General features: G+C 48.1%; 19 protein-coding genes. All 19 read left to right on the forward strand.

All coding sequences use genetic code 11. The features are described from left to right. Positions 1 to 314: 314 nt before the first annotated feature. The 19 genes from LL947_RS03430 (at position 315) to glmM (ending at position 25,686) form a co-directional block, all read left to right on the forward strand. Positions 315 to 1,262 carry a sulfotransferase family 2 domain-containing protein gene (locus LL947_RS03430; protein WP_499833967.1) on the forward strand — a complete coding sequence of 316 codons (948 nt, stop codon included), beginning with the start codon at positions 315 to 317 and terminating at the stop codon, positions 1,260 to 1,262. Between the two features lie 59 nt (positions 1,263 to 1,321). Further along, positions 1,322 to 3,562 carry a glycosyltransferase family 2 protein gene (locus LL947_RS03435; RefSeq protein ID WP_499833968.1) on the forward strand — a complete coding sequence of 747 codons (2,241 nt, stop codon included), beginning with the start codon at positions 1,322 to 1,324 and terminating at the stop codon, positions 3,560 to 3,562. Positions 3,563 to 3,804: 242 nt separating this feature from the next. Further along, positions 3,805 to 4,956, forward strand: a complete 1,152-nt coding sequence (locus LL947_RS03440) for a hypothetical protein (RefSeq protein WP_499833969.1) — start codon at positions 3,805 to 3,807, stop codon at positions 4,954 to 4,956. Positions 4,957 to 5,016: 60 nt separating this feature from the next. Beyond that, positions 5,017 to 6,849 carry a hypothetical protein gene (locus LL947_RS03445; RefSeq protein WP_499833970.1) on the forward strand — a complete coding sequence of 611 codons (1,833 nt, stop codon included), beginning with the start codon at positions 5,017 to 5,019 and terminating at the stop codon, positions 6,847 to 6,849. 36 nt (positions 6,850 to 6,885) lie between these two features. Next, the gene (locus LL947_RS03450; RefSeq protein ID WP_499833971.1) at positions 6,886 to 9,036 is read left to right on the forward strand and encodes a glycosyltransferase; all 2,151 of its coding nucleotides are present in this window, start codon (positions 6,886 to 6,888) and stop codon (positions 9,034 to 9,036) included. Further along, on the forward strand, positions 9,026 to 9,919 hold the full coding sequence (locus LL947_RS03455) for a hypothetical protein (protein ID WP_499833972.1): 894 nt from the start codon (positions 9,026 to 9,028) through the stop codon (positions 9,917 to 9,919). The genes LL947_RS03450 and LL947_RS03455 overlap by 11 nt, the downstream gene beginning before the upstream one ends. Beyond that, the gene (locus LL947_RS03460) at positions 9,916 to 11,526 is read left to right on the forward strand and encodes an aldolase catalytic domain-containing protein (RefSeq protein ID WP_499833973.1); all 1,611 of its coding nucleotides are present in this window, start codon (positions 9,916 to 9,918) and stop codon (positions 11,524 to 11,526) included. The genes LL947_RS03455 and LL947_RS03460 overlap by 4 nt, the downstream gene beginning before the upstream one ends. Further along, entirely contained in the window at positions 11,523 to 12,215 is a 693-nt protein-coding gene (locus LL947_RS03465; RefSeq protein ID WP_499833974.1) for an acylneuraminate cytidylyltransferase family protein, read from the forward strand. The genes LL947_RS03460 and LL947_RS03465 overlap by 4 nt, the downstream gene beginning before the upstream one ends. After that, positions 12,212 to 12,889, forward strand: a complete 678-nt coding sequence (locus tag LL947_RS03470) for an HAD family hydrolase (RefSeq protein ID WP_499833975.1) — start codon at positions 12,212 to 12,214, stop codon at positions 12,887 to 12,889. The genes LL947_RS03465 and LL947_RS03470 overlap by 4 nt, the downstream gene beginning before the upstream one ends. Before the next feature lie 46 nt (positions 12,890 to 12,935). Continuing rightward, positions 12,936 to 13,955: a UDP-glucose 4-epimerase GalE gene (galE, locus tag LL947_RS03475; protein ID WP_499833976.1), complete on the forward strand. Its 1,020-nt coding sequence runs from the start codon at positions 12,936 to 12,938 to the stop codon at positions 13,953 to 13,955. 22 nt (positions 13,956 to 13,977) lie between these two features. Next, a complete protein-coding gene (locus tag LL947_RS03480; RefSeq protein WP_499833977.1) occupies positions 13,978 to 14,799 on the forward strand; it encodes a class I SAM-dependent methyltransferase in 822 nt (273 codons plus the stop codon). 127 nt (positions 14,800 to 14,926) lie between these two features. Then, positions 14,927 to 16,510, forward strand: coding sequence for a phosphoglucomutase (alpha-D-glucose-1,6-bisphosphate-dependent) (gene pgm / locus LL947_RS03485; protein ID WP_499833978.1), 1,584 nt, complete (start codon positions 14,927 to 14,929; stop codon positions 16,508 to 16,510). 102 nt (positions 16,511 to 16,612) lie between these two features. Further along, a complete protein-coding gene (gene pgi, locus LL947_RS03490) occupies positions 16,613 to 18,310 on the forward strand; it encodes a glucose-6-phosphate isomerase (protein WP_499833979.1) in 1,698 nt (565 codons plus the stop codon). Positions 18,311 to 18,420: 110 nt separating this feature from the next. Then, on the forward strand, positions 18,421 to 19,383 hold the full coding sequence (locus LL947_RS03495; RefSeq protein ID WP_499833980.1) for a tetratricopeptide repeat protein: 963 nt from the start codon (positions 18,421 to 18,423) through the stop codon (positions 19,381 to 19,383). After that, positions 19,356 to 20,471: a glycosyltransferase family 2 protein gene (locus tag LL947_RS03500; protein WP_499833981.1), complete on the forward strand. Its 1,116-nt coding sequence runs from the start codon at positions 19,356 to 19,358 to the stop codon at positions 20,469 to 20,471. The genes LL947_RS03495 and LL947_RS03500 overlap by 28 nt, the downstream gene beginning before the upstream one ends. Before the next feature lie 141 nt (positions 20,472 to 20,612). Next, positions 20,613 to 21,731 carry a glycosyltransferase gene (locus LL947_RS03505; protein WP_499833982.1) on the forward strand — a complete coding sequence of 373 codons (1,119 nt, stop codon included), beginning with the start codon at positions 20,613 to 20,615 and terminating at the stop codon, positions 21,729 to 21,731. A 303-nt stretch (positions 21,732 to 22,034) separates the two neighbouring features. Further along, entirely contained in the window at positions 22,035 to 23,201 is a 1,167-nt protein-coding gene (locus LL947_RS03510) for a nucleotide sugar dehydrogenase (RefSeq protein WP_499833983.1), read from the forward strand. A gap of 97 nt (positions 23,202 to 23,298) precedes the next feature. Continuing rightward, on the forward strand, positions 23,299 to 24,153 hold the full coding sequence (locus tag LL947_RS03515) for a UTP--glucose-1-phosphate uridylyltransferase (RefSeq protein ID WP_499833984.1): 855 nt from the start codon (positions 23,299 to 23,301) through the stop codon (positions 24,151 to 24,153). Positions 24,154 to 24,348: 195 nt separating this feature from the next. Beyond that, entirely contained in the window at positions 24,349 to 25,686 is a 1,338-nt protein-coding gene (glmM, locus tag LL947_RS03520; protein WP_171702071.1) for a phosphoglucosamine mutase, read from the forward strand. Positions 25,687 to 25,766: the final 80 nt, after the last annotated feature.

Genomic DNA, 25,766 nt, shown 5'->3' on the forward strand with positions numbered 1-25,766 from the left:
CTTACAGCCACAGTATGCGCAGCTTGACACTATTATCCAACACGCATGGGCGTGGGAGAAAAAATTGGCCGGATTATGAGGCGACGGTGTTCAGGCATCTGGAGTAAGGTCAAATTGGATTCCCGATAACCTCACTCGGGAATAACGGAGTTGGGGCGGGCTCGGAAGTAACGCCTCATCGTTTCATCTTTCACTCCCGTATGCCCTTAGCGTGAATTTATTTTTGTTCTTGCACCTAGGTGTTACTTACGTAGTTTACTGATACATAATATTGATTGTGTGATTTTATTCTGTATTTATGATTAAGGTTATCAATGTCACCCCTATTTTTTGTTCACGTGCCGAAAACAGCAGGCACCAGTTTTCGCAAGGCAGCGGAGGCGTTCTTTGGTGTTGAAGCAGTGGCGTACGATTACGCCCTGCATGCAGAAGAAACTTCTGCCGGTGTGCGCCAATGGATGTATGAAGAAAAGGATCCCCTGGGGTTTCATCACCATCTAGCCGCATCTGACACACAGTTTTTAAGTGGCCACGTGCCCGCAGGCAAATATGTGCATTTGTTTGGTGTACGCCAAACGGTCACCTTTTTGCGTGACCCTCTACAGCGGGTGGTTTCAGAGTATTACCATTTTGTGCGCCATAATGGCTATGAAGGGGATCTTCCTTCCTTTTACCGTAAGCCGCACTTTATCAACCGGCAAACCAAGTTACTGCAGGGGGCGCCCTTGCGTGCTATCGGTTTTGTTGGGCTGAACGAGGCGTATGATACGAGCCTTGATATGCTGAACCATGGTTTTGGCATAAAGCTTGCTTCCGTTGATATGAATATGGGCCGGGCGGATAAAACTCTGGGGTATGAATTACCCAAGGCACAGCATGATGAAATCCTCGCGCTGAACAAGGACGATGTATGCCTTTATCGTCAGGCGAAGCGGCTGTTTGAACAGCGTAAGGCGCTGTTTGAGAAAGGCTTGCCGTTTGTGCATGCTGAGATTCAGCAGCTGAGCGATAAAAGTCTCAGCGGCTGGGCCTGGTATTTTGACAATGACAATGCCGTAGAACTTGAAGTGCACCTGGATGGCGAGTGCGTGGGCCTTTGTACCGCGAAGGATTTGCGCCCAGGGCTGTTACGTCTGGCGCCGCCACGTAACGGCTATATCGGGTTTCATTATAATTTTGCCAAGCCATTAACCACTGGTAGCGTGGTCAAGGTGGTGGTGGCGTCAAGTGGCCAGTGCCTGGGGGAAAGAACCGTTACCTGATATCGGGCCATAACCTGATATCCAAATGCTTATCACTGCCTGAAAAAAGAGCCATCTGGATGATAAATCCCTTGAGTGTGTTACCCCGTTGCCATCCAGCCAATGAGCTTGAGGCGTTGGGGGAGAAAGAGGATTATGTGTGGTGTTCATTGGGGGATGACCCACAGTTTAACCTTTGCAACATCGTGCTACTGCCCGGCTGGCATATGCTGGAAGTCACCTTGAATCATGACCAGCCTTGCGCTGTTTTAAAGCTTTACCTGGATACCGGGCAAGGCTTTGATGAGGCGGATAGTATTCACTTGCCGCTGCGCAACGGGCGAATGACCAAGCGGCTTTTTTACGTGCCTTTTGGGGTGAAAAGCGCTCGCCTGGACCCGCTGGAAACCCCCGGCAGGTTTACCCTTGAACACCTGCGGTTTGCTTATCTGACGCCCATGTTTGCCCATGACCGCTTGGCGCAGCGTCTGGTGAACATGCATTTCTACTGGCGCGGCTATACCAAGCAAACGGTGCTGCCTGCTCTCAAGGCGATGGCTGCGGAGCGGGGCCTTGCCTGGCGCCATCTGGCGCTGCAGCATTATTCGGCTACCTTTGATCGCTTGAGCGCAGGTGATAATTACGCGGAGTGGATCAAGCACAACCCTGGTACCCGCCAACAGGAAGCTGAGAGCAGGCTGAGCGGTTTTGACTACCAGCCGCTGATCTCGGTTCTGTTGCCTGTCTATAACACTCAGCCGGGGTTTTTACGGGCCTGCCTGGATTCTGTGTTGGCGCAGTATTATCCCCGCTGGCAGTTGTGTGTGGCAGATGATGCTTCTACCTGCTCAGCGGTTCAGACGATATTGGCAGATTATGCCCAGCGTGATCAGCGTATCTGTGTGCTAACGCGTGAAAGCAACGGCAATATCTGTGCTGCCAGTAATACTGCCTTGGCCAGCGCTACCGGGGAGTTTGTGGCACTTCTGGATCATGATGACTGCCTGGCACCAGAGGCGCTGTTTGAAATGGTGGCTGCCTTGCAGGCCAACCCCGATGCGGGCTTGCTGTATAGCGATGAGGACAAGCTGGATGACTTTGGTGAACGCCATGACCCTCACTTCAAACCGCAGTGGAACCCGGATTTGCTGCTGGCCCAGAACTATATTTCACACCTGAGCGTACTGCGCACTGAAGATGTGAAGGCGCTGGGGGGATTTCGTGAAGGCTATGAAGGCAGCCAGGATCATGATCTGGTGCTGCGCATAACGGCACAGCTGACACCGCAACAGATTGTGCACGTTCCCAAAGTGCTCTATCACTGGCGCGCGGTGGAGGGCTCTACGGCCTTGAGCCACCGGCATAAGTCCTATTCCCAGGATGCTGGCTTGCAGGCGGTCAGAGATTATCTGGCGAGCAACCAGCCTGATGCGCAAGCAGAGCTTGGGCATATTCCAAATACGTATCGGGTGGTCTGGCCATTACCTGCCAGTTTGCAGCTGGTATCGTTGATTGTGCCCACGCGGGATAGGGTGGAAGTGTTGCAGCCCTGTGTGGATGCCATTCTGCATGCAACGACCTACACGCATTTCGAATTACTGATTGTGGATAACGGTAGTCGTTGCCCAGAAACATTATGTTACCTTCGCGAAGTGCAGAAAAGAGACAATCGTGTAAAAATAGTTAATTGGAATCAGCCATTCAATTATTCAGCGCTCAATAACTATGCTGTATCGCAGGCTAACGGTGAGGTCATCGGGCTGATAAACAATGATATCGAGCCGATAACCCCGGAATGGCTGACGGAGATGGTGCGCCAGGTATGTCGGCCTGATATTGGCTGCGTAGGGGCCAAGCTGTATTACCCTGATGATACTGTGCAGCATGCGGGGGTGATACTGGGGATTGGCGGTGTTGCCGGGCATGCCCATAAGCACTTTACCCGTCATGCTTATGGGTATTTCTCACGCTTGCATCTGGCCCATGAGTTATCGGCGGTGACCGGCGCCTGCTTGCTGGTGCGAAAAAATGTGTATGAACAGGTAGGTGGTCTCAACGAGGCACACCTGGCGATAGCGTTCAATGATGTTGACTTCTGCCTGAAGGTGCGTGAAGCCGGCTACCGGAATATATGGACGCCTTACGCAGAGCTTTATCATCATGAGTCTGTTTCGCGCGGGGCTGATGACGATGAAGAGAAGCGGGCAAGAGCGGCTCAGGAGGTGCATTATATGCGGGCTACCTGGGCTGAACATCTGGATCATGATCCTGCTTACAACCCTAATCTGACATTGGTGCATGAAGACTTTTCACTGCGGTAAAAAATGGCCACGGACACTCACGGACGACACGGACAAACCCCTTTCGTATTTTATTGGCAGTTTGGTTTTGACCTTGTCCGTGTCGTCCGTGAGTGTCCGTGGCTAAATGCCCTGCTTTTACTTCTGAACCCGGAACAATTCAGGCTAGGTGAAAAACCCCAGTGCCCATGGCATTGGGGTTTTGCCTTTTTTTGATTTTGTATTCAATAACGACCAAAATGATTTCAAGGAGTTTTTCTACCATGCCACGGATAATCTACCTTGGCTTGCAAGCCTTTGCGAACACACCGCAACTGCTGTTGCCATCTGCACAAAATCCGCTGGTATGCGATGCTCTGCCGGAGTCAAGCCTGCAACTGCCAGAAACACAGGTACTGATGTTGCCTGAACTGGATAGCCTTGGTGCCAGGCATCTTGGCCATTGGCTCAAACAGAGTACAGAAAACCATCTGTTGATTGCCTGGCCGCAACCACAGCCCTGGCTGGCCGCGTGCTTGGCAACAGGTAGGGGAGTAGAAGAGGTTCTGGCTTCCTGGCATCAGCAAGCTGAGTGTTTGCTTGCACTTTTCCGTTCAGCGCGGCGCCAGGTCGGGCTTGTAGGCTATGCACCAGGGGCAACCCTGAAAACCCTGGAGGCACCTGAGGTTGCAGAGTCTGTTGCACCTGTTTATCAGCTGGCAGCTGCACAGCTTATTGGCCAGCATAGTGACGTTCTGGAAACCTGTAATTACCTGTTCGCCAGTAGTATTGAGCATCAGGCGTTACCGCATAATGCTCAAGCACTGGCGAGCAGCGCGCTGGAGGAATACGAGCAATTACTTCAGACAGATATTCAGTGCAAGGCTAATCAGCAGCAAATCAGCGTCTTGCAAGCAGAGAAAGAGCAACTGACAGAACAGGCCAATAGCGCAGCAAGTGATCAAAATGCCCTGTTGGAGCAACTGATGGCTGTCCAGGAAGCGCTGGAAGAAAATACCCTTAAGAACCATGAGCAAGCAAAGCAGCTTGCTTATGCTGAAAGTTTAATGCAATGGTTAAGGGCGTGGGGATATCGCCATGCCTCTGAAGCCTATCGGCATAGCAAGACGTTTAAGCGCGCCTTGCCGCAACAGGTGGCGATACTTAATGCCAGCGATTACTTTGATGCCCAGTGGTACTGCGAGCAGTACCCGGACGTGGAATCTTCAGGTATTACGCCAGCGGCACATTATCTGAAATTTGGTGCCATGGAGGGCCGTAACCCCAGCGCCAAATTTGATACCTGTTTCTATTTGAGCGAATACACAGATGTTGCCGAATCTGGCCAGAACCCTTTGCTTCACTATTTGCGCCATGGTCAGTTCGAAGAGCGCCTGCCCATAAAGCAGCAACAACAACTGCCAGCGCCGCTTTAAATCTTCATGCAGAGCTACGCCAGTGCTCTCAGGCTCAAATAAATAACAGTGATTGTCAAAATGCGCATTAACCACTCCAGTTTTCTCTATATCGGTCCAATCCGCTCAAAAACACTTGGCTTGCTATGTGAGATAGCAGCCGAGCGTGCTGAGTTTGTAACCCCTACCAAAAGCGAAAAACAGTGGCTGACTGTAAAAGAGGCTATTCCCCAGGCAAAGCAGCAAGTGATCAAGCTGGCAGCAGAAAGTGGTGACCTGACCTATTACGAATTCAACCTGGCTGATTTCAATGCCAGCCAGCCAGCTACCGGGCTGTATACGCTTTACCCAGGGCTTCAGCTGCTTGAAAGCCGTCAGCAGTCGTTAACGGGTATTGATGCATTACTGGACGATATCGAGATACAAACGCTGGATACACTGGTGATTGAACAGCCCGAGCTAGTATGGCCAATGTTGCAGAGGCTGGCTAAAAACGAGGGTTATCAACATATTCGCCAGCTATACCTGAGAGTGGGTGCGATACCGCTTTATCAGGATATGCCTGAAAGTGCGACGATACTTGAGTGGTGTGAGCAAAATGGTTTTGAACTGCAGGCCGAGTACGATGACGATCCGGATCTGCCATTACTGCAACTTAGCCGTCACGCTTATTACGACCACTGGCTGCAGGCAACCAGGCAGAACGCTGAGCTGAATCAACAGTTAAAGGGATTGCAACAAAAACTGGAAAAGGCACAAGAGCAGGCCAAGGCCCAGCAGCAAGAAACGGATAAACAACTTAAAGAAAAAGCTGACCAGTTGGTTACGCAGCAGGCACAGGTCAAGCAACAGGTTGAAGAGGGGGCTGAAAAGATCAAAACCCTGCAAGCCGAACTGAGCAGTAAGGCAGAGCAAGTGATAAGCCTAGAGGAAACGCTCAAGGCCACGGAAGCAGAACGAGAAAAATACAACGGTTACTTCGCGGCCCGAAAAAAACAGCACGAAGAAGCTAAAGCTCAGTTGGCAGACGCTCAGCATGCCCTGAAGGAAAGGGATACCACCATTAGCCAGCTCAGTGAGCAACTGGCTGCACTTCAGCAAAGCAATGAGCGTTTTTCACAGCTGGAAGGCAAGCTGGAAGCGCTGTTTGGCGAGCAGAAAACCTACATCCAGCAAACCACCAATGTCCTTGGTCAGCATGTGACTCGCAGCGCGCGTGAGCAACGTGATGAACAGGCGCTGACCCATTACCTGCAGCATGGCCAGCGGCCGGTAAGCACTCAATTACCACCTGGTTACGCCATGAAACTGTTGGAGCACTACGAAACCACTCAACATGATGTCGTGGTGGTGTTGGGGAGTTCAGAAACCACAGAACTTCTGGCGCAAGCGATACTCAATACTCGTGAACAGCAGCCAAGACTAAGCGGCGGCCAGCGTGAAAAGCCAGACAGTGAAGTGACGCTTTCCCACGCGGATCTACCCCAGGCAGTGGTCAGCATTGAGCATCAGAAAGCCGCTAGTGAAACTCTTAAACAGCGTCTTGCTAATAAGGGGTTGGCGCAAGCGGTGAGCGTGGTATATGCCCCCTGGGTAGAGTGTCAGGCCAACGGCCAGTCAGCACTATTTTATGCAGCCGATGCTACATTAAAGCGTCTTAACCAATGGCTACCCGATGATGCCCAGGTACTGATCATCGTGGGTGAAGCTTTGCCAGATGCCGGCCACAGCCGGGAAGTGGCTCTGCCAGTGTTGCTTCAGCAATTGCCCACCCAGCGCCTGGATATCGTTCTGGAAGGTAGCAATCAAGCACAGGAAGCCAGTTTGCAGGAAAACTGGAATAAACTGCTTGAAAGCCGCCAGCGCCCAGGGCAGTGGCAATTAATCCATAACTTTTGCTTACTAAAAATTTAAATAGCAATGTTGTTTTAATACATTTGGGGTTTATAAGTGACTACTTCCATTATTGAAAGAGCATATGAGTTTTACAAAGAAGGTGACTATGAAAAAGCATTATCATTGTATAAACATGCAGGTAGTATAATAGGTGAAAAAAATGTTACATTGAATATTCGTTTGTGTGAGGAGATGATTGGATTCAAAATTAATAAAAGCTTTGTAAACGCCTATTTCGATAACGTTTATGTTGTGAATTTAAAAAAAAATATAAAAGATAGGCTTACTGTCTCAAAGCATCTTAGTGAAAATAATATAAAATTTGAAATTTTTGAGGCTGTGAATGGATATCAGGGTGAAGCTTTAAAAAAGTGGGAAGAATATAGTAAGAAACCACTAGGGGATTTTATACGTTATGTAAACGAAAAAGAAAAGGAGGTTAAAAGAGGAAGTCATTATATAGAATCAGCTGGTGCAATAGGCTATATTTTTACATATTTAAAAATACTGGAAGATGCAAAATACAAAGGGTATTCTAGATTCTTAGTGCTCGAGGATGATATCATTCTTGTCAATGACTTCGAAAAAAAAATCGAAGAGTTTATAAACAGGGTCGGGTCTGATTGGAAAGTTTTGCAGCTAGGTGCATCTCAATACGGATGGTCTGGTTTAGAAGAAGATGAAATATTATCTCAAGGATATTACTTGCCTAGAAGAATAGGTAGTTGTAATACATGCGGGTCTTTTGCAATCGCTTTTGATAAGTCAATTATTGATGAATTGATTGAAGCAGAAAGTGCCTTTGAAGCTCCCTTTGACCATTTGCCTATGGGTGAAATCTATGAACGTTATATTGGTCAATGTTTTGTCGCCTATCCAAATATAGTAATGCCAGATGTAGGTGAAAGTACCATCCGAGGGGCTCGTTGTCAGATAGAACACAGTAAACGTGTAAAATGGCGCCTAAGTGATTTTGACTATCCCCCAAAAAAGCCGATAGTAAACCTTTTAGTGAAAAACAAGAAGCAGCTTAAATATTTGGCGGAGTTTGATGAAAGTTGTTCACAACCGTTTTTATTGAGAATTTTCTATAATACTTCTGATGGGGTTAGGCCGATCCATAATGCTTCTTCAGTTATTGATAATGACGTAGTCAAAGATGATAAGCAATGTTTATCTCTTCCGTCGGCCGACTATAGTATTTCTTTAGATGAGTCGAGTGCTGTTTCAGAAAGTGAGTTGGTGAGGTTTATTGAATATAAAATTGGCTTGAGAAAAGAGGATAGTTCAAGTTTTTTTGAAATAAATAATAGTTTGATTAAAGAAAAAAAGATAGTGCCTGATAGAATTAGTGTTATTATTCCAACCTATAAGCGGCCAAGTAATTTGCTTAATGCGTTAAATTCAGCAGTTGAGCAAGATTATAGTGATATAGAAGTAATTGTAGTTAACGATAATGGTGCTGGGTCAGAGTTTAATAAAGAAACGAAAAATATTGTTGAAAAAGTTAGAGCTGAAAATGCAGGTCGTAAAATAGTATATATTGAACATGAAAACAATAGAAATGGCGCTGCGGCAAGGAATACCGGAATACTTAACTCAACAGGTGAGTATATAAGTTTTCTGGATGATGATGATATTTATTTGCCAGGGAGAGTTTCTCAGTCTATATCAAAATTAAAAGAAACTTCATATAAGATTGGTGCTGTATATTGTGGTTTCTTAGGCTGGAATTCCCCTGAGAATGACTTGGAGCGTTATAAAGAAGGTGATTTAACCAAAGAAATTTTATTATTAGATTATAAAAAACACTATTTGCATACCAATACAGCAACCTATAAGAGAAATGCGGTACTTGCTTTAAACGGGTTCGACGAAAGTTACCGAAGGCATCAAGATTTAGAGTTTAACTTAAGGTTCTTTGAGCTTTATCTTGTGGAAAGTGTGAAAAAACCTCTAGTAAGGCTTAACCCTGAACCCTCTTGTGTTAGTAACAAAGTCTATAACGTAGAAATGATTGATTTAAAAAGTAAGTTTTTGTTCCAGTTTGATTATATTATAAGTCGATTTGGAGAGCAGATTGCAAAAGAAATTTATCTGAAGCACTGGAGTGAAGTTGAAAGATACCTAGAAGAAGGTTTTGATGTTAAGTGTATTCCTTTTTATTATAAAGATTTTTTTAAGAGTGTTCGTGATGAGAATTAATATTGGTGGGTTTGGACACTCAGGAAATACAGCTGTACTAGATTTCATATCCGAGTTCAGTAATACTTTTCCAGTGGGACATAATTATACTGAGTCATCTTTAGTGAGAAGTGTTTGGAGTTATGCAGGAATTCTAGCAAACAGTCAGAGAGATAATAATGAAGTGTCTCCTGAAAATTTACGAGCTGTATTATTGGGAGACGTAAATTATTATGATAAATGTGAGGAAAAAAAACCAGTTAAAGATGATTTTGTAAGAAACAGAAGGGTAAGGATGTATCTTGGTGAAGTTTATGAAAATATTGTAGATGTCATCGTTAAAGATTACTGTGACTTTATAAATGAGAGGAATTTAGAAGAGTTTTCTTCAAGCTATAATTTTTTTCTCGATCAAGTAGGTGACTTGGCACGAGTCAAAAGTGGTTGTTTAGATGGGTATTGCATATTTCGAAACGACCCCGCTGCTAGTGGTCTGCATCTACTAAAACATATTAACTATGACTATCAAATTGTTTCTATTAGAGACCCCTTAGACACCGCGGCAGAATGGTTGCCTTTTTATGGTAATGAAACTGATGAAAATGGGGTTAAAAAATTCTGTAAGCAGTATGTTCAGAAAGTAGATAAGTTTTTTAGTGTTGTAGAAAGTGTTGGTGGGAGTGTTTTGATCGTTGATTTTAACGAGCTTGTTCTTTCTTCAAGTATAAGAAGAAAGATTCAAGATAGGTTGTGCTTAGTGGATGCTGGTAGTCATAAGAGTTTTAATCCTAGTGAGTCAGCTAAGAATATAGGTGTAGGAAAAAACATTCCAGAACCGTACGCTTCTTTAATTTCAGATAAATGCTTAGATAAATTTAAAAAGTTACAAGGATATGCTTTATGAATCTTTTTTATCTCGACTGCACTCTTCGCGACGGTGGCTATTACAACGCCTGGGATTTCTCTCCTGAACTTATTAATCAATACCTTGATGCAATGCAAGCTGCAAGAGTAGATGTGGTGGAGTTGGGCCTACGTACGTTAAAGAATCAGGGCTTTCAAGGCCCCTGCGCGTTTACAACTGACGAGTTTATTCGTAGCCTAACTATTCCTGCCGGCTTGACTGTGGGTGTCATGGTTAATGGCAGCGAATTGGTTGGAGAAGTGCCCCAGCAGGAAGCGCTAGAACGTCTTTTCCCCAATGCAGCCGCAGATTCACCGGTAGACCTGGTACGCATTGCCTGCCATGTGCATGAATTCGAAAAGTCGCTGCCCGCCGTGACTTGGCTTAAAGAGCGTGGCTATCAGGTCGGCTTTAATCTGATGCAGGTGGCAGATCGTACTGAAGACGAAGTGAAAGCACTTGCCCGTGTGGCAAAGGCCTACCCGATGGATGCGCTCTACTTCGCCGATAGCATGGGCAGCATGAACCCAGATCAGGCGGCGCAGATCATCCAGTGGTTCCGCAGTGAGTGGACCGGCGCTATGGGCATTCACACCCATGACAATCTGGGGCTGGCCCTCTCCAATACCCTACGCGCGTTGGATGAAGGCGTGACCTGGGTAGACTCCACGGTGACGGGCATGGGCCGGGGGCCAGGTAATGCCCGTACCGAGGAACTGGCCATCGAAATGGCTGAGCGGCGCGGAAAGCCCGCCAATATGGTGCCCTTGATGGTGCTGCTGCGTGAGCATTTCAAGCCCATGCAGGCCCATTACGGCTGGGGGACTAATCCTTATTACTACCTGGCAGGTAAGTACGGCATCCACCCTACCTATATTCAAGAAATGCTCAGTGATTCCCGTTACAGTGAGGAAGACGTATTGGCAGTGATTGAGCACCTGAGAGTAGAAGGCGGCAAGAAGTTCAGCCTGAATACCCTAGATGCGGCACGTCATTTCTATCACGGTGAGCCCAAGGGGCAATGGTCGCCCAAGGAGCGTTTTGCTGGGCGCGAGGTGCTGCTGCTAGGCACTGGGCCTGGTGTTGCCCGTCATCGTGAGGCGCTGGAGCGCTACATCCGTGATCATAAACCGCTGGTGTTGGCACTTAATACCCAGAGTGCCATCAATGCTGACTTGATTGATCTACGTGTGGCCTGTCACCCGGTACGCCTCTTGGCAGACTGTGAGGCACACACCAAGTTGCCTCAGCCGTTAATCACACCTTATACGATGTTACCGGCGGACGTGCGTGAATCTTTGGCCAACAAAGAAGTGTTAGACTTTGGTTTGAACGTTCAAGCAGATAGCTTTGCCTTTGCTGAGACGCACTGCACGGCGCCAACGTCCCTTGTGATGGCGTACGCTTTTGCTATTGCGGCTAGTGGTGAGGCAGATACCCTTTATTTAGCAGGCTTTGATGGCTACGCAGGTGAAGATCCGCGTAATACGGAAATGAACCACGTGGTAAAGCAGTTCCAAGCGTTTAACGACACCTTGCCCCTGATTGCCATTACACCGTCGCGCTACGATCTCATCAAACAGAGCGTCTATGGGATGGTCTCATGAAAGAGAAGGTAACCTGCTTTTTGCCTTGCCGTGCGGGTAGTCAGCGTGTTGTGAGAAAAAATATCAAGCCCTTTGCAGGCCATGAACATGGTCTGATTCAGATCAAACTTCGCCAGCTTCTCGCGGCAGAGGAGGTTGATGAAGTCGTCTTGACCACGAACGATGCTGATATTCTCGCTTATGCTGAAACACTGAATGACCCACGTCTGCGCCTCCATCGTCGTGTAGAGGAGCTATCGTCAAGCGCTACCAGTACGGATCAATTGGTTGCCCACGCGCTGGAGTTGATTCCCGAAGGCCATATACTCTGGACACATGTGACGTCACCTTTTATCACTGCTCAACGCTATGATGAGGTGATACAGACCTATTTTGAACAGCTCAAAAATGGATACGATTCTTTGATGACGACCACGGCTATTCACGGGTTTCTTTGGCAGGATGAGCAACCCATGAACTATGACCGCACGATTGAAAAATGGCCACGCACTCAGACGCTGAAACCGGTGCATGAAGTGAATAGCGGGGCTTTTATGGCGTCTGCCTCTCTCTATCGTGAGATGGATGATCGCATTGGTTGCCATCCCTATCTTTACCTAATGGATAAACTCACCAGTTTTGATATCGACTGGCCCGAAGATTTCGTGATGGCGGAATGTCTGGTTGAAAAGGGGCTGGTGGCATCATGAACCCAGGGATCTCACTGGCCAATTACACCACCCTGGTTTTTGACTGTGATGGCGTGGTGCTGGATTCCAACAAGGTCAAAACTGAAGCTTTCTATCAGGCGACCTTGCCTTATGGCGAAGCCGCTGCCCAAGCCATGGTGGATTATCACGTCGCCAACGGTGGAGTATCACGCTACAAAAAGTTCGCTTACTTTCTGGAGCAGATTGCCCCTGTTTACACCAGTCAACAACAAGGGCCCGACTTGGAAGCCCTATTGCATGCCTATGCCAGCCATGTACGCGAAGGGCTGTTGAACTGTGATATAGCTCCTGGCTTAGAAACCTTGCGAAAGAAGACACCCGAAGCCCGTTGGCTGATTGTCTCCGGTGGTGACCAAGCTGAGCTGCGTGACGTGTTTAACCAGCGTGGTATTGCTGAGTGGTTCGATGGAGGCATCTTCGGTAGCCCTGATACCAAAGATGAGATTCTGGCGCGTGAACTGGCGGCTGCCAATATCCATCAGCCTGCGTTGTTTCTAGGTGACAGCAAGTACGATTATCAAGCAGCCAGTGCCGCAGGGCTGGATTTCATATTTCTGAGTGGTTGGAGCGAGGTAGCTGATTGGGAGAGTTGGGTTTTTGAAGAAGCTATCAAAAATTGCTTTTCAATAAAAAATTTCAGAAAATATTTATAATTACTTTAGTCCTGTTTGATGGGTTTGCTTAAAGGCTTTGCTGTTTATGTGTAATATCGTTATTACAGGAGGTAGTGGCTTTATCGGCTCACATACTTGCCTCGAGTTAATGCGCGCTGGTTTTAATGTGTCGGTGATTGATAATTTTTCCAATAGTGTTGGCGATTCTTTAGAACGTGTAGAGAGGCTTTCTGGTAAAAAGATATCTCTATATGAAGTGGATATTCGTAACAAGAATTCGCTTCAAGATATTTTTAAAGAAAATGACTTTTCAGCTGTAATTCACTTCGCTGGGTTAAAGGCGGTAGAGGAGTCAGTAAGTTACCCTGTTGAATATTACCAGAATAATGTTGCAGGCACTTTGAATCTCCTGGAAGTCATGTCTCAACATAATGTGAAAAAACTGGTTTTCTCTTCTTCTGCGACTGTCTATGGTGATCCGGAATCGCTTCCTATTAAGGAAACTGCTCCCCGTAGTGCAACAAACCCTTATGGTCAATCAAAATTGATGGTTGAACATGTGCTTGAAGATTTGGCCAGGGCTGACCCGGACTGGAAGATAGCCTGCCTTCGTTATTTCAACCCTGTAGGTGCGGACTCTTCAGGCATGATAGGGGAAGATCCGCAGGATATACCTAATAACCTGATGCCCTATATTTCTCAAGTGGCGGTTGGCAAGAGAGAAAAGTTGAGCATATTCGGTAACGACTACCCTACTGTTGATGGTACTGGCGTTAGAGACTATATCCATGTAACTGACCTGGCTAAAGGGCATTTGGCAGCGTTAGATTATCTTTACAGTGGCCAGGCTGAGGGGTTTTCACCCTTTAATCTCGGCCGTGGTCAGGGGGTGTCAGTGCTGCAGTTGGTCAATGCATTTGAAAAGGCAAGTGGTAAAAAAGTGCCCTACGAGATTGTAGAAAGAAGGCCAGGTGATGTTGCTGCCTGCTATGCTGACTCGCAGCGCGCTAATCAGGTGCTTGGATGGAAGGCTCATCTTGGGGTGGAGGAAATGTGTAAAGACGCCTGGCGCTGGCAAGAAACGAATCCAACAGGTTATCGGTAATTCAAATTTTTGAGGTGCCAGTGTGGCTGATGAAACGTTGTATCAATCTCTTAGCCAAGAGATCAAAAAGGGATTCAATCAAAGCCGTTCAAGTCATCAGAAAAGTGTTGACCAACTCTATACCCAGTTAGAGAGCCTGAGTTGGCTACAGCGGCAACTGTCGATCAGGGGGCATTTACCACCGCTGAGAGGCTGGCCAACGTCACCAGATTTTCTGTTGGCATTGCATACCTGGATTTTGAAGCATCAACCAGAGTTGATTGTTGAGACCGGCAGTGGGGCTAGTACCTTGGTGATTGCAGATGCTCTGCGTCAAAATGGTACAGGAAAACTGATTAGCCTTGAGCATTTACCCTTCTATGCTGACAAGACCAAACAAACATTGCTTGATGAGAACCTGACAGCTTGGGTTGATTTACGTGTTTGTCCGTTGGAACCCTGGAGCGGTGAGCACCTCAACCCTTCTGATGCTGATAAGCCTTCCCGCTGGTATGCCTTGAATGTGGATGATATCAGGGATATTGACCTTCTGGTGGTGGATGGCCCTCCTGGTAATACCTGCTCTTTTGCGCGTTACCCTGCTCTGCCAGCTTTTATTGATCGACTGTCTCCTCGTGCGGAGATTTGGATGGATGATGCTTACCGTCAGGAGGAATCTGAAATTACCCAAGAGTGGGCAAAGCGCTATGGCTTTGAAATGCAGATTATTCCACTCGAAAAAGGCATGAGTCGTATGTGGCGAAAAAGCTCAGAGCAGTATGTTTCTCTCTTTTCAGAGATTGAAGAGAAACCTTCAGAAACGGATTTAGGCCTGGACTTTTCATTACCCGAAGACAAAGACTGAGAAACGTTTGAGGTGTTTGTGTGGTGTTCTGGCTCGGCAATGATAGGGCTGGCTCGGGTATGACTTGGGTGAAGCAGTGGTGGTAGTGGCGTGGTGGAATACATATTAATTATTCAGGGAGTTGCATATGGAAGCCGTTGTTAGGGCATTTTACGAACAGAGCCCGGATGCCAGCATTGCCAGTGAAGGCGTTGCGTTTGGTACGTCTGGGCATCGTGGGCGTTCGTTGGAGCGTACTTTTAACAGCGCACATATTGCGGCTATTACTCAGGCTGTTGTGGATTATCGGCGTGAGCAGGGATACAAGGGCCCCCTGTTTATGGGGTTTGATACGCATGCGCTTTCCCGCCCGGCATGGGAGTGTGCGCTGGGCGTGCTGGTGGCCAATGATGTCTCTGTGTTGATTGAAAAGCAGCAGGGTGTTACGGCGACACCTTTGGTGAGCCATGCCATTTTGCAGCATAACGCCAAGCCGTCAGCTGAGTGGGCAGATGGATTGATTATCACGCCTTCGCACAATCCACCAGAAGATGGTGGTATCAAGTATAACCCTTATCATGGTGGCCCAGCGGGTTCGGAAGTGACCGCCTGGATTGAGCAGCGTGCGAACCATTACCTGGCGAACGGGCTGGAAGGTGTTGTTGCTGTTGGGCTGGAAGAGGCGCTGGCGGCGGCCAAGGAACATGATTTTACGTCCCAGTATGTGGCTCAGCTGTCTAGTGTTATTGATGTGGCGGCTATTCAAAAGGCGGGGCTTACCCTGGGTGTAGACCCGATGGGGGGAACAGCCCTGCCGGTGTGGCAGGCTCTGGCCAGCCATTACAGTCTGGATATTGAGGTGGTGAATACCACCCTTGATGCCAGCTTTGGTTTTATGCCGCCGGATCATGACGGCAGGATTCGCATGGATTGCTCAAGTCCGGCTGCCATGGCGAACCTGCTGGCTATCAAGGATCGTTTTGATCTGGCGTTTGGCAATGACCCGGATGCAGATCGTCATGGCATTGTCGATGCTGCTGGCTTGATGAACCCTAATCACTTCCTGGCTGTGTGTGTGGATTACCTGATTCAGCATCGCCAGCACTGGCCTGAGGCACTCAAGATTGGCAAGACACTGGTATCGTCTTCCATGATTGACCGTGTGGTAGCGGCACATCAGCGTGAACTCTATGAAGTGCCGGTTGGGTTCAAGTGGTTTGTTGATGGTCTGCATGAGGGTTGGCTTGCCTTTGGCGGTGAGGAAAGCGCTGGCGCCAGTTTGCTGACCCTTGACGGTAAGCCATGGTCCACCGATAAGGACGGTATTGCACTGTGTTTGCTGGCGGCTGAAATTACCGCGGTTACCGGTAAAACCCCCAGTGAATATTACTGCATGCTGACAGAGCGTCATGGCGCTCCTTACTATAAGCGTGTGGATACACCCTGCTCGGTTGAGCAGAAAGTGGCTTTCAAGCAATTGACAGCGGAACGTATTACCCAGCCTGGCCTGGCAGGAGAGGCTATCCTGAAAGTGATGGTGAATGCACCGGGCAATGGGGCTGCGATTGGAGGGCTGAAAGTGGCCACTGAAAATGGTTGGTTTGCAGCTCGCCCCAGCGGCACCGAGTCTCTATACAAGATTTACGCAGAGAGCTTTAAAGGCGCGAAGCATCTGGATGAGTTGATTGAAAGCGCTACTGACCTGCTGGACAGCGTCTTTGCCTCTGGGTAACGCCTTTTTTCGGCCATATAAACAGTAACGCAATACGACACTGCCATCATTGTGGCCTGAAAATTGCTCATCTTGGAAGATACACCGCTTTATGGATAGCTTATGAACATGTCAATTTCTGCATCGGGTAACCATGTCTATACGCCGTTGAGGGCGCTTGAAGCGCATGCTGAGCGCATGCAGGTTCAATCCCTGAGTGACCTCCTGGAAGCGGAGTCCGTTTCAGCAGGGCAGCGCGCAGACGCCTTGTCTTTTACTTTCAAAAGCTTGCACATTGATTTGAGTAAGCAGCGTTTAACTACTGAAACTGTTGCTCTTTTAAAGCAGTGGGCTGAAAGCTGCGGTTTGGCCACACGACGTGAGGCGCTGTTTTCGGGGGCGAAGGTCAATACCTCGGAAAAGCGTTCAGCGCTGCATATGGCGGCCAGGTGGCCACACAGTGAAGCATTGCCGGGTATGCAGGAGGCGGTCAGTTTTTGCCAGCAGCAGCGAGGGCGTATGGCAGAGATGGTCAGCCGACTGCACGCTGGGCAGTGGTATGGCGCGACGGGTCAAGCTATCACTGATGTGGTGCATATTGGCGTGGGTGGGTCTGATCTTGGTCCAAAACTGGTCAGTACAGCTCTTGCAAACCGTTCAGGTAGTACTGGGCTGGAGGTTCATTATGTCTCGACGATGGATGGCTCCCAGCTGCTACCCTTGATGAAGCGCTTGAACCCCGCCACTACCTTGCTGGTGTTGGCCTCTAAATCGTTCACTACGGCGGATACTCAGTTCAACGTGCGTACCGCGCTTGCCTGGTTAAGCCAGGCGCTGGAAGTGGATGAGGCTGCGGTGTGTCGGCATCAGATGATTGGTGTTTCCACCAGGCCTGAGAAAATGTCGTCCTTTGGTATTCCTGAAACACAGCAGCTTGTGTTCAAGGAGTGGATAGGTGGACGTTTCTCTCTTTGGTCGCCGATTGGTGTGAGTGTGGCCATTGAGTTGGGAATGGAGGTGTTTGATGCCTTGCTGGATGGCGCGCACGCCATGGATAGACATTTTCTGGAAGCGCCGATAGAACAAAACCTGCCCGTACTGATGGCGCTGGTGGGCGCCTGGAATTGCCAGTTCCTGAAAATTCCTACCCATGCTGTGCTGCCTTACGATGGCCGGCTGAAATACTTGCCTGCCTACCTCCAGCAGTTGGAAATGGAATCCAATGGTAAAAGTGTTGGGCTGGACGGTCGTTCTGTCAATCATACGACCTGCCCGATCCTGTGGGGTGATGTTGGCCCGGATGGTCAGCATGCTTTCTATCAGTTATTGCATCAGGGCACGCATACCGTCAGTGCAGATTTTGTGGCAGTGGCTGGACGCGGGCTGCGAGAAGATGGGGTTAACGTCTCCGAAGAGGTTGCCCAGAGATTGAAAGCACAGGAGCAGTTGACTCTGGCTCATTGCCTGGCGCAATCACAGCTCTTTGCGCTTGGAGACGATGCCATTCCCATGGCGTTACGCGGTTACATGGCGCAAGGCTATCGGGGTAATCAGCCTAATTCTGTTGTGCTGCTCAAGCGGCTGGATGCTTGGTCCCTGGGCGCTTTGATGGCCATGTATGAGCACAAGGTGTTTACCCAATCTGTGCTGTGGCACCTGAACCCTTTTGATCAGCCTGGGGTGGAACTGGGCAAACAGCTGGCAACCAGCCTTTATCAGACGCTGGCCAATGAGCCTGTTGTACACATGAATATAGAGGATGTCAGCACTGCTCAGCTTCTGAGTAAGTTGAATGCCTGGCGTGATCCAAGTGAATGGTAAGAAAAAAGAGTCAGCCTCAAGAGGGCGTGAACAGGTTGGTATATCTGACCAACGGCCCTTGGCTATTTGCTTGATACTGAAAACACCGTACAGAGAGCTTGAATTACGCTATGAATTTTGAGAAAGGAAACGCGCTTTACAGGCAAGGAGCATACGAACAGGCAGCCTCTTACTATATCAAGGCGCTTGAGCAGTTAAGTGATTGCCAGCCTTGTTATGTGAACCTGGCACTAGCATTGCGTAAAATAGGAAATAAAGCGGTTTGTGATCAGATTCTCAAAAGCGCTCTAGCTGTTTTGAGGCCCGGAAAGTTGAAGCAGGATCTTGCACTGGTCAAGAAATCCCGTCTTGTCAATGCGAAATGGTACCTTGTTGAGCACGCTATCTGGCTACCTGAACAGGTTGATCCAATACTGCATTATCTCGCTGTCGGCTGGCAGTTGGGTCTTAATCCCTGTAAGCGTTTTGACAACAATTTCTATCTTGAAAGTCACCGGACACAGATGCGGCCTGGTGATATTCCGTTATTGCATTACCTTTATCAGGGCAAGGAAGGTGGAAACGAGATAAAGTACAAAGAAGCAAGTGGCACTGCCAATTTGGCTGTTCAACTCTGGAATGGCCATTCGTCTACTGCATTGAAAAAACTGGAAGATGTGTACACTGATCCATCTGCACAGGAAAGTTCTCGCTGGTGGGCAATGTGGCATACTGCCAGATGGTTATATTTTTGTGGCGATATTGAAGGTGCGCTGGGTTTTGCAGATAGAATGCAAGGTTTGGCCAGTGCTAACAAGTCACGCAAGGAAACGGCCTACCTGGAGTACTTCTGCTTATTGAAGCTGGGTCGCTGTGAAGAAGCCTATGCTGTAATGCATGCGTTTGTTCAACAGCACTCTAAGGATGCCGACGCGCATTTTGCGCTGGCAAATGCGCTCAATGATGACGAAGAGCGTATAGAAAGAATGAATCAGGCCTTCGCTATTCATGGCTTTACTGGCATCCGCCGCAAGGATAAAAGTAAGCCCCTCTCTATCACAATGTTGTGGGCTTGCCTGGCGCAAAAATCATAGGGCCACAAAAGGTCTCTATTGTGATGCCGATTTACAGCGCGGGTGAACAGGTTCGCGTTGCGATTGAATCATTACTTGCACAAACCTATGAAAATATTGAAATTATCGCGGTAGATGACTGTTCGCCGGATGATACCTTCGAGGTGTTGAAAGCGCTTGAAAAACAGGACTCACGTGTAAGGGCAGTGCAACCACCACATAATGGTGGTGCCTATGCAGCACGCAATTACGGGCTTACTTATGCAACCGGAGATCTGATTACTACCCACGATAGCGACGACTGGTCGCACCCGCAAAAAATTGCTAGTCAGGTGGCTTACCTGGAAAGTCATTCCGATATAAAAGGCTGCGCTGCCCACTGGATTCGCGCCCAGGAAAATCTTACATTTACTCAAAACTGGCGCCCAAACAACTGCCTCATCCACAGGAGCCAATCCTCCTTTATGTTTCGCCGTGAGGTTCTGGAAACAATCGGTGAGTGGGATCATGTTCGGATTGGTGGCGATACCGAATATATCTGGCGTATGCAGGCTCAGTTCGGCAAGAAATCATTTGCCAAGATCCATCCTGAAACGCCGCTCGACTTTGCCCTGGATGAAGAGTCATCACTGACCCGTACCAAGGCGACACATGTGCGTACGGTCTATTTTGGTCTGCGGCATATCTATCGTGAAATCTGTGCCTGGTGGCATGCCAATCAAAAGTATTTGCATGTTAAAGATGCCAAAACTCAGCGAACCTTCCCAGCACCGCGTAGTATGTTTGAACGTGGGGGCGATCCGCTTGAATTTGATACTGTTATTGCAGGTGACTTCTCTCGTCTTGAAGACTGTCAGAAGGCTGCTGCATTTATCCGTAATAACTCCAAGCATAAAGTAGCACTTTTCCACTGGCCGAGTTTCTATAAATCTCCTGAAGCGTTGTGTAACCTTTACTTTGAACTCCTGAAACAAGGAAAGGTAGAGCCAGTTGTTATGGGGCAAGTAATAAAAGCGCAAGTGTATAATATTACCGACGTTGATTTAGTGAACTATCCATTGGATGGGTGCCCAGAGTTTATAAACCATTCCAAGTGGCTAGAGATATAGGCTAGTTAAAGTTTATTGATACCTCGAGCGTTTTTTATCAGATAGGCTAGTATAATATTAACAATAAATTTTATGCTAGGTTAGACGCATTTATAGTCAAATGTATTGATTGGAAATTATTCAAGTGATCGAGATTTTTTAATGAAAAAACATGTTTTTATATTGATACGCTATAGCGTTTTGACGAAAAGTCGCAATGGATGGGTCATTGGGCGTGACAAAGAGTTTGAAGATTATAAAAGAAATTTGTTTGACCCACAACGACTGGCTATCCATGAAAAGATTTTTAAAGAGGTGACTATTCCTTCATTGTCTAAAATGGAGAAAAGCAACACAACTATTATGGTTTTTACCTCAGATGAACTGCCAGATCCATTCTTATCCAACCTCTATGATATAGCTAAATCCGCTGGAAATGTTAAGGTGTTTAGCCTGTCTCGCGAGCAGGCAATAACCGCAAATATGCATCACTACCTACTAAAAGAATTAGAAAAAAACGCAGAAGATGTTTGCTATGCAACAGTGCGTTTAGACGATGACGATGCTCTGGCGGACGATTATTATGCAAAGTTATTTAGGTACCTATCACCTGAATTTATAGGTCATTCCATTTCTTTTCCCCAAGGGTATGCAGGTCTTTACGATGGAGATAAGTATATAAAATTTCACCCTGTATCTTTACCTAAGTTGGCTCTTGGGCTATCACATGTGCACTTATATAAGAAGGGCCAAAAAGCAAATAAGATGTTATCTATATATGGCCTTGGAGATCATAATAGAATAGATGAAAAGGCACCCCTTGTTCTAGTTCCGGAAAAAGGTGTGTACATCAGAACAGTTCACAAGGAAAGTGATATGTACAGCGATAAGCTGCTTAAAAGATTAAGCGGTGATAAAGAAGAAGCTAGCTTTTTAGAGGTTAAAGAGAACTTTTCTTTTTTAGTCGATTGCTTGCCTTCCGGTGGAAAAAATATATCTGAAGACGGTTTGCTGTTGACCTCTCACGGCACTTATCTTAGTTATTCTTATTCAAAAGATAAGGTTTTACATTTTACCCGGGAAGAATTGTTTGCTAATCCAGATCTTGAGCCATTCTGGTTTGATTCAAAAAATATGAAAGCTATTTTAAGGTCTGGTTTGGCTAGTAACCTCAGAGATAAAGTTGAAATGACAGCGATAATCGCGTCATCTCTTACAGGGAAAGAATACTACTTTGCTGGTTCCTTTGACGATCAAAGGTTAGCATTGATTGTCGAGTAAGAAGGTAGTCAAAGCTTTTTATGTGCAGCAAGAAATGGTAAAAATCAACACTTATATCATTGTAAGGCTTGGGAGAAGTTTGCAGTCCTTCCTTGTTAGCAAGCAAGCTGAGTGCTGATAAGTTATATATTTATGATTATATCATCCAGAGTGATTTTGCTAATGCGCTAGTTGCTAGTTTTTCTTTTTTTGTGATTTAAATATTGGTGTTAGAAAATTTAAGTATTGAGAATTAATTGCTAGGCTGCCCTTGATAAAATTACTACAAGGTTATCAATGTTTGTTTGATGGAGTATTTTTAAGATGAAAATTGCAGTTGCTGGCACGGGCTATGTGGGCCTTTCAAATGCAATGTTGCTGGCACAGCATCATGAGGTCGTGGCGGTAGATATCGTGCCTGAAAAGGTTGAAATGCTGAACAACCGTGTGTCTCCTATTGAGGACGCTGAGATTTCGGCTTTCCTCGCTCGCGAAGATCTGCATTTCAAGGCAACGCTGGATGCTAAGGCGGCTTATAAAGAGGCTGCTTTCGTTATTATTGCAACACCTACCGATTATGATCCGGAAACCAACTACTTCAATACCACAAGTGTAGAAGCGGTAATCAACCAGGTGATGGCGGTAAACCCTGATGCCGTCATGGTGATAAAATCTACTGTGCCGGTTGGTTATACCGCTGAAGCTGCACAGCGCTTTGATACTCTGAACCTGTTCTTTTCGCCCGAGTTTTTACGCGAAGGCAAGGCGCTGCACGACAATCTTTATCCATCGCGGATTATTGTTGGTGAGCGCTCTGAGCGTGCGGCTACCTTTGCAGAACTGTTGAAACAGGGCGCTCTCAAGCAGGATATTGAGGTGTTGTTAACCAACAGTACAGAAGCTGAAGCCATCAAACTGTTTGCCAATACATATCTGGCGATGCGGGTTGCATACTTCAATGAGTTGGATACCTACGCCGAATCTCATGGTCTTGATGCCAAGCAGATCATCGAAGGGGTTGGCCTGGACCCACGTATTGGTAAACACTATAACAACCCGAGTTTCGGTTACGGCGGTTACTGTTTGCCAAAAGATACCAAGCAGCTGCTGGCCAATTATCAGGATGTTCCCAGCAACATGATTCAAGCCATTGTGGAAGCCAATCGCACCCGCAAGGATTTCATTGCTGAATCAGTGTTGCGTCGCAGGCCAGCTGTTGTTGGTGTGTACCGATTGATCATGAAAACCGGTTCTGACAACTTCCGTGCCAGCGCGATGCAGGGGGTTATGAAACGTATCAAGGCCAAAGGCGTCGAGGTGGTTGTTTATGAGCCTGTACTGGAAGACGATGCGTTCTTTGGTTCCAGGGTGATGCGCGATCTTGAAGCCTTCAAGACACACTGTGATGTCATATTGGCTAACCGTATGGTAGAAGATCTTAAGGACGTGGCAGACAAGGTGTATACCCGCGACCTGTTTGGAAGTGATTGACGCTATTTATTACCGCCCCTTCAGGCGCTTTGGGTCTTGATGGAAAGGTTGCCAGTTCAGCGCTGGCTTTTTTTAGGCAAATTTATTAGGTGATGTAATGCAGGGAGTTAAAAAAGCCATTATCCCGGTTGCTGGTTTTGGTACCCGGCTACTGCCGATCAGCAAGGCCATTCCCAAGGAAATGGTGCCCGTGGTGGATCGCCCCTTGATCCAGCACGTGGTGGAAGAAGCGCTGGCGGCGGGTATCAATGAGATCATCCTGGTCACCCGGGCGGGTAAGTCTGCCATTGAGGATCATTTTGATGCGCATTTCGAGCTTGAGCATTCACTGGCCAGCAAGGGTAAGGATGCGTTGCTGGAAACGCTCTCGGCCATTTCCCCCCAGCGGCTGAAAGTGACCAGCGTGCGCCAGCCCAACGCCCAGGGGCTGGGGCATGCCATTTATTGCGCGGCCCATTTACTGGATGACAACGAGCCTTTTGCAGTAATCCTGCCGGATGTGCTGGTCAAGCCGCAGGCGGCCAGCAGCGCCTGTGACCTGGGCGATATGGTGGGGCGCTGGAATGCCAACCAGGCGGCCCAGATCATGGTGGAAGCCGTGCCGAAGGAAGACGTTCAGCGCTATGGCATTGTGGATTGCGATGAGCCTGACGCCGGTGGAAGTGCCGATATGCGCGGTGTGGTTGAAAAGCCCACGCCTGAGCAAGCGCCTTCCTGCCTTTCGGTGATTGGCCGCTATGTATTGCCGTATCGTATTATGGAACTGCTTCGCGATCAGCCGCCCGGCGCGGGTAACGAAATTCAGCTGACGGATGCCATCGACCGGCTGATGCAGGAAGGCCAGACCGTGCAGGCATTCCGCATGCTTGGGCGGACCTTTGATTGCGGCCATATCGAAGGTTGGCTGCAGGCGAATACACTGCTGGCTCGCGAGGCTGGGTACGAGGTGTAGCCCTTACTAACCCTGCCACTGATGAGCACGGATAAACCCTTTTTATGCCACGGACGCTCACGGACGACACGGACAAGAAAAAATTTGAAAACCTTAAAAGATTTTTGGGGTTTTAGGTTTTCGTCCGTGTTTTCCGTGAGCGTCCGTGGCAAAATTTGTTTACAGTCAGTAAAGATCCCCAAAGGCTAGACTTTTATGCGTAAGTATTTTGGTACGGATGGTGTTCGCGGGCGTGTTGGTGAGTTTCCGATGACGCCGGATTTTGCCATGAAGCTGGGTTGGGCGGCAGGCCAGGTGTTGGGGGCGGAAGGCGTCAGTGAGGTGTTGATTGGCAAGGATACCCGGGCGAGCGGCTATATGCTGGAGTCGGCCATGGAGTCGGGCTTTTCTGCCGCTGGTGTGAATATTGCCCTGGTCGGGCCGCTGCCGACGCCTGCGATTGCTTATCTTGCCACTACTTTTCGTGCCAATGCGGGGGTGGTGATCAGCGCTTCACATAACCCGTTTTACGATAACGGCATCAAACTGTTTGCGCAATCAGGCCTGAAACTGACCGATCAGCAGGAGCATGAAATCGAGCAGTGGCTGGATCGTGCGTTTGAAGACGGCATGACCTGCGTCAGTTCTGAAAAACTGGGTAAAGCGCGGCGCATTGATGACGCGGCGGGGCGTTATATTGAGTATTGCAAATCTCATTTTCCTGGCCAGCAAAATCTAAACGGCCTGCGGGTGGTAGTGGATAGCGCTAATGGTGCGGCTTATAAAGTCGGACCGGCCGTCTATCGCGAATTGGGTGCCGAGGTGATCAGCCTGCACGACCAGCCGGATGGGGTGAATATCAACCATCAGTGCGGCGCAACGGATCTGGCCAGCCTGCGGGCTGCGGTGATCGAAAAACGCGCTGATCTGGGCATTGCGCTGGACGGTGATGCTGACCGCCTGATGATGGTGGATCACACCGGAGCTGAAGTGGATGGCGATGAACTGCTATTCCTGATGGCGCGTGAGGCTCAGGCAGAAGGCTACACCGGTGGCATTGTAGGTACCCAGATGAGCAACCTGGGGCTTGAGCTGGCGCTGGCTGAGCGTGGCATTCCGTTCAGACGGGCCAAAGTAGGCGACCGTTATGTCATGGAGCAATTGAAGGAAACCGGTTGGCGTATTGGCGGTGAGGGTTCCGGGCACCTGCTGAGCCTGGATCATGCTTCAACCGGGGATGCGATTATTGCTTCAGTACGCGTACTGGCGTCGTTACAGAAGCGTGGCATTAACCTGTATACCGCCAAGCAGGGCATGCGCAAGCTACCCCAGACCTTGATCAATGTACGCTATCAGGCCGAACAGGGTGTTGATCCATTGGATGTTGAGGCGGTTAAAACAGCCGTTACCAATGTTGAGAAGCATCTGGGAGAAACGGGGCGTGTTCTGTTGCGCAAATCCGGTACCGAGCCGCTGATCCGAGTGATGGTAGAAGCCGAAGATGCCCAGATGGCACACCGCTGCGCCCGTGAAATTGCCGATGCGCTGGGGTGATAATGTTTTAGCCACGGTTATTGGCCACGGACCCTCACGGAAAACACGGACGAAAACCTAAAAATCTTTTTTGTCCTTGT

It is taken from the genome of Halomonas sp. BLK-85 (assembly GCF_044792155.1).
In the GTDB taxonomy this organism is placed as follows: Bacteria; Pseudomonadota; Gammaproteobacteria; order Pseudomonadales; family Halomonadaceae; genus Vreelandella.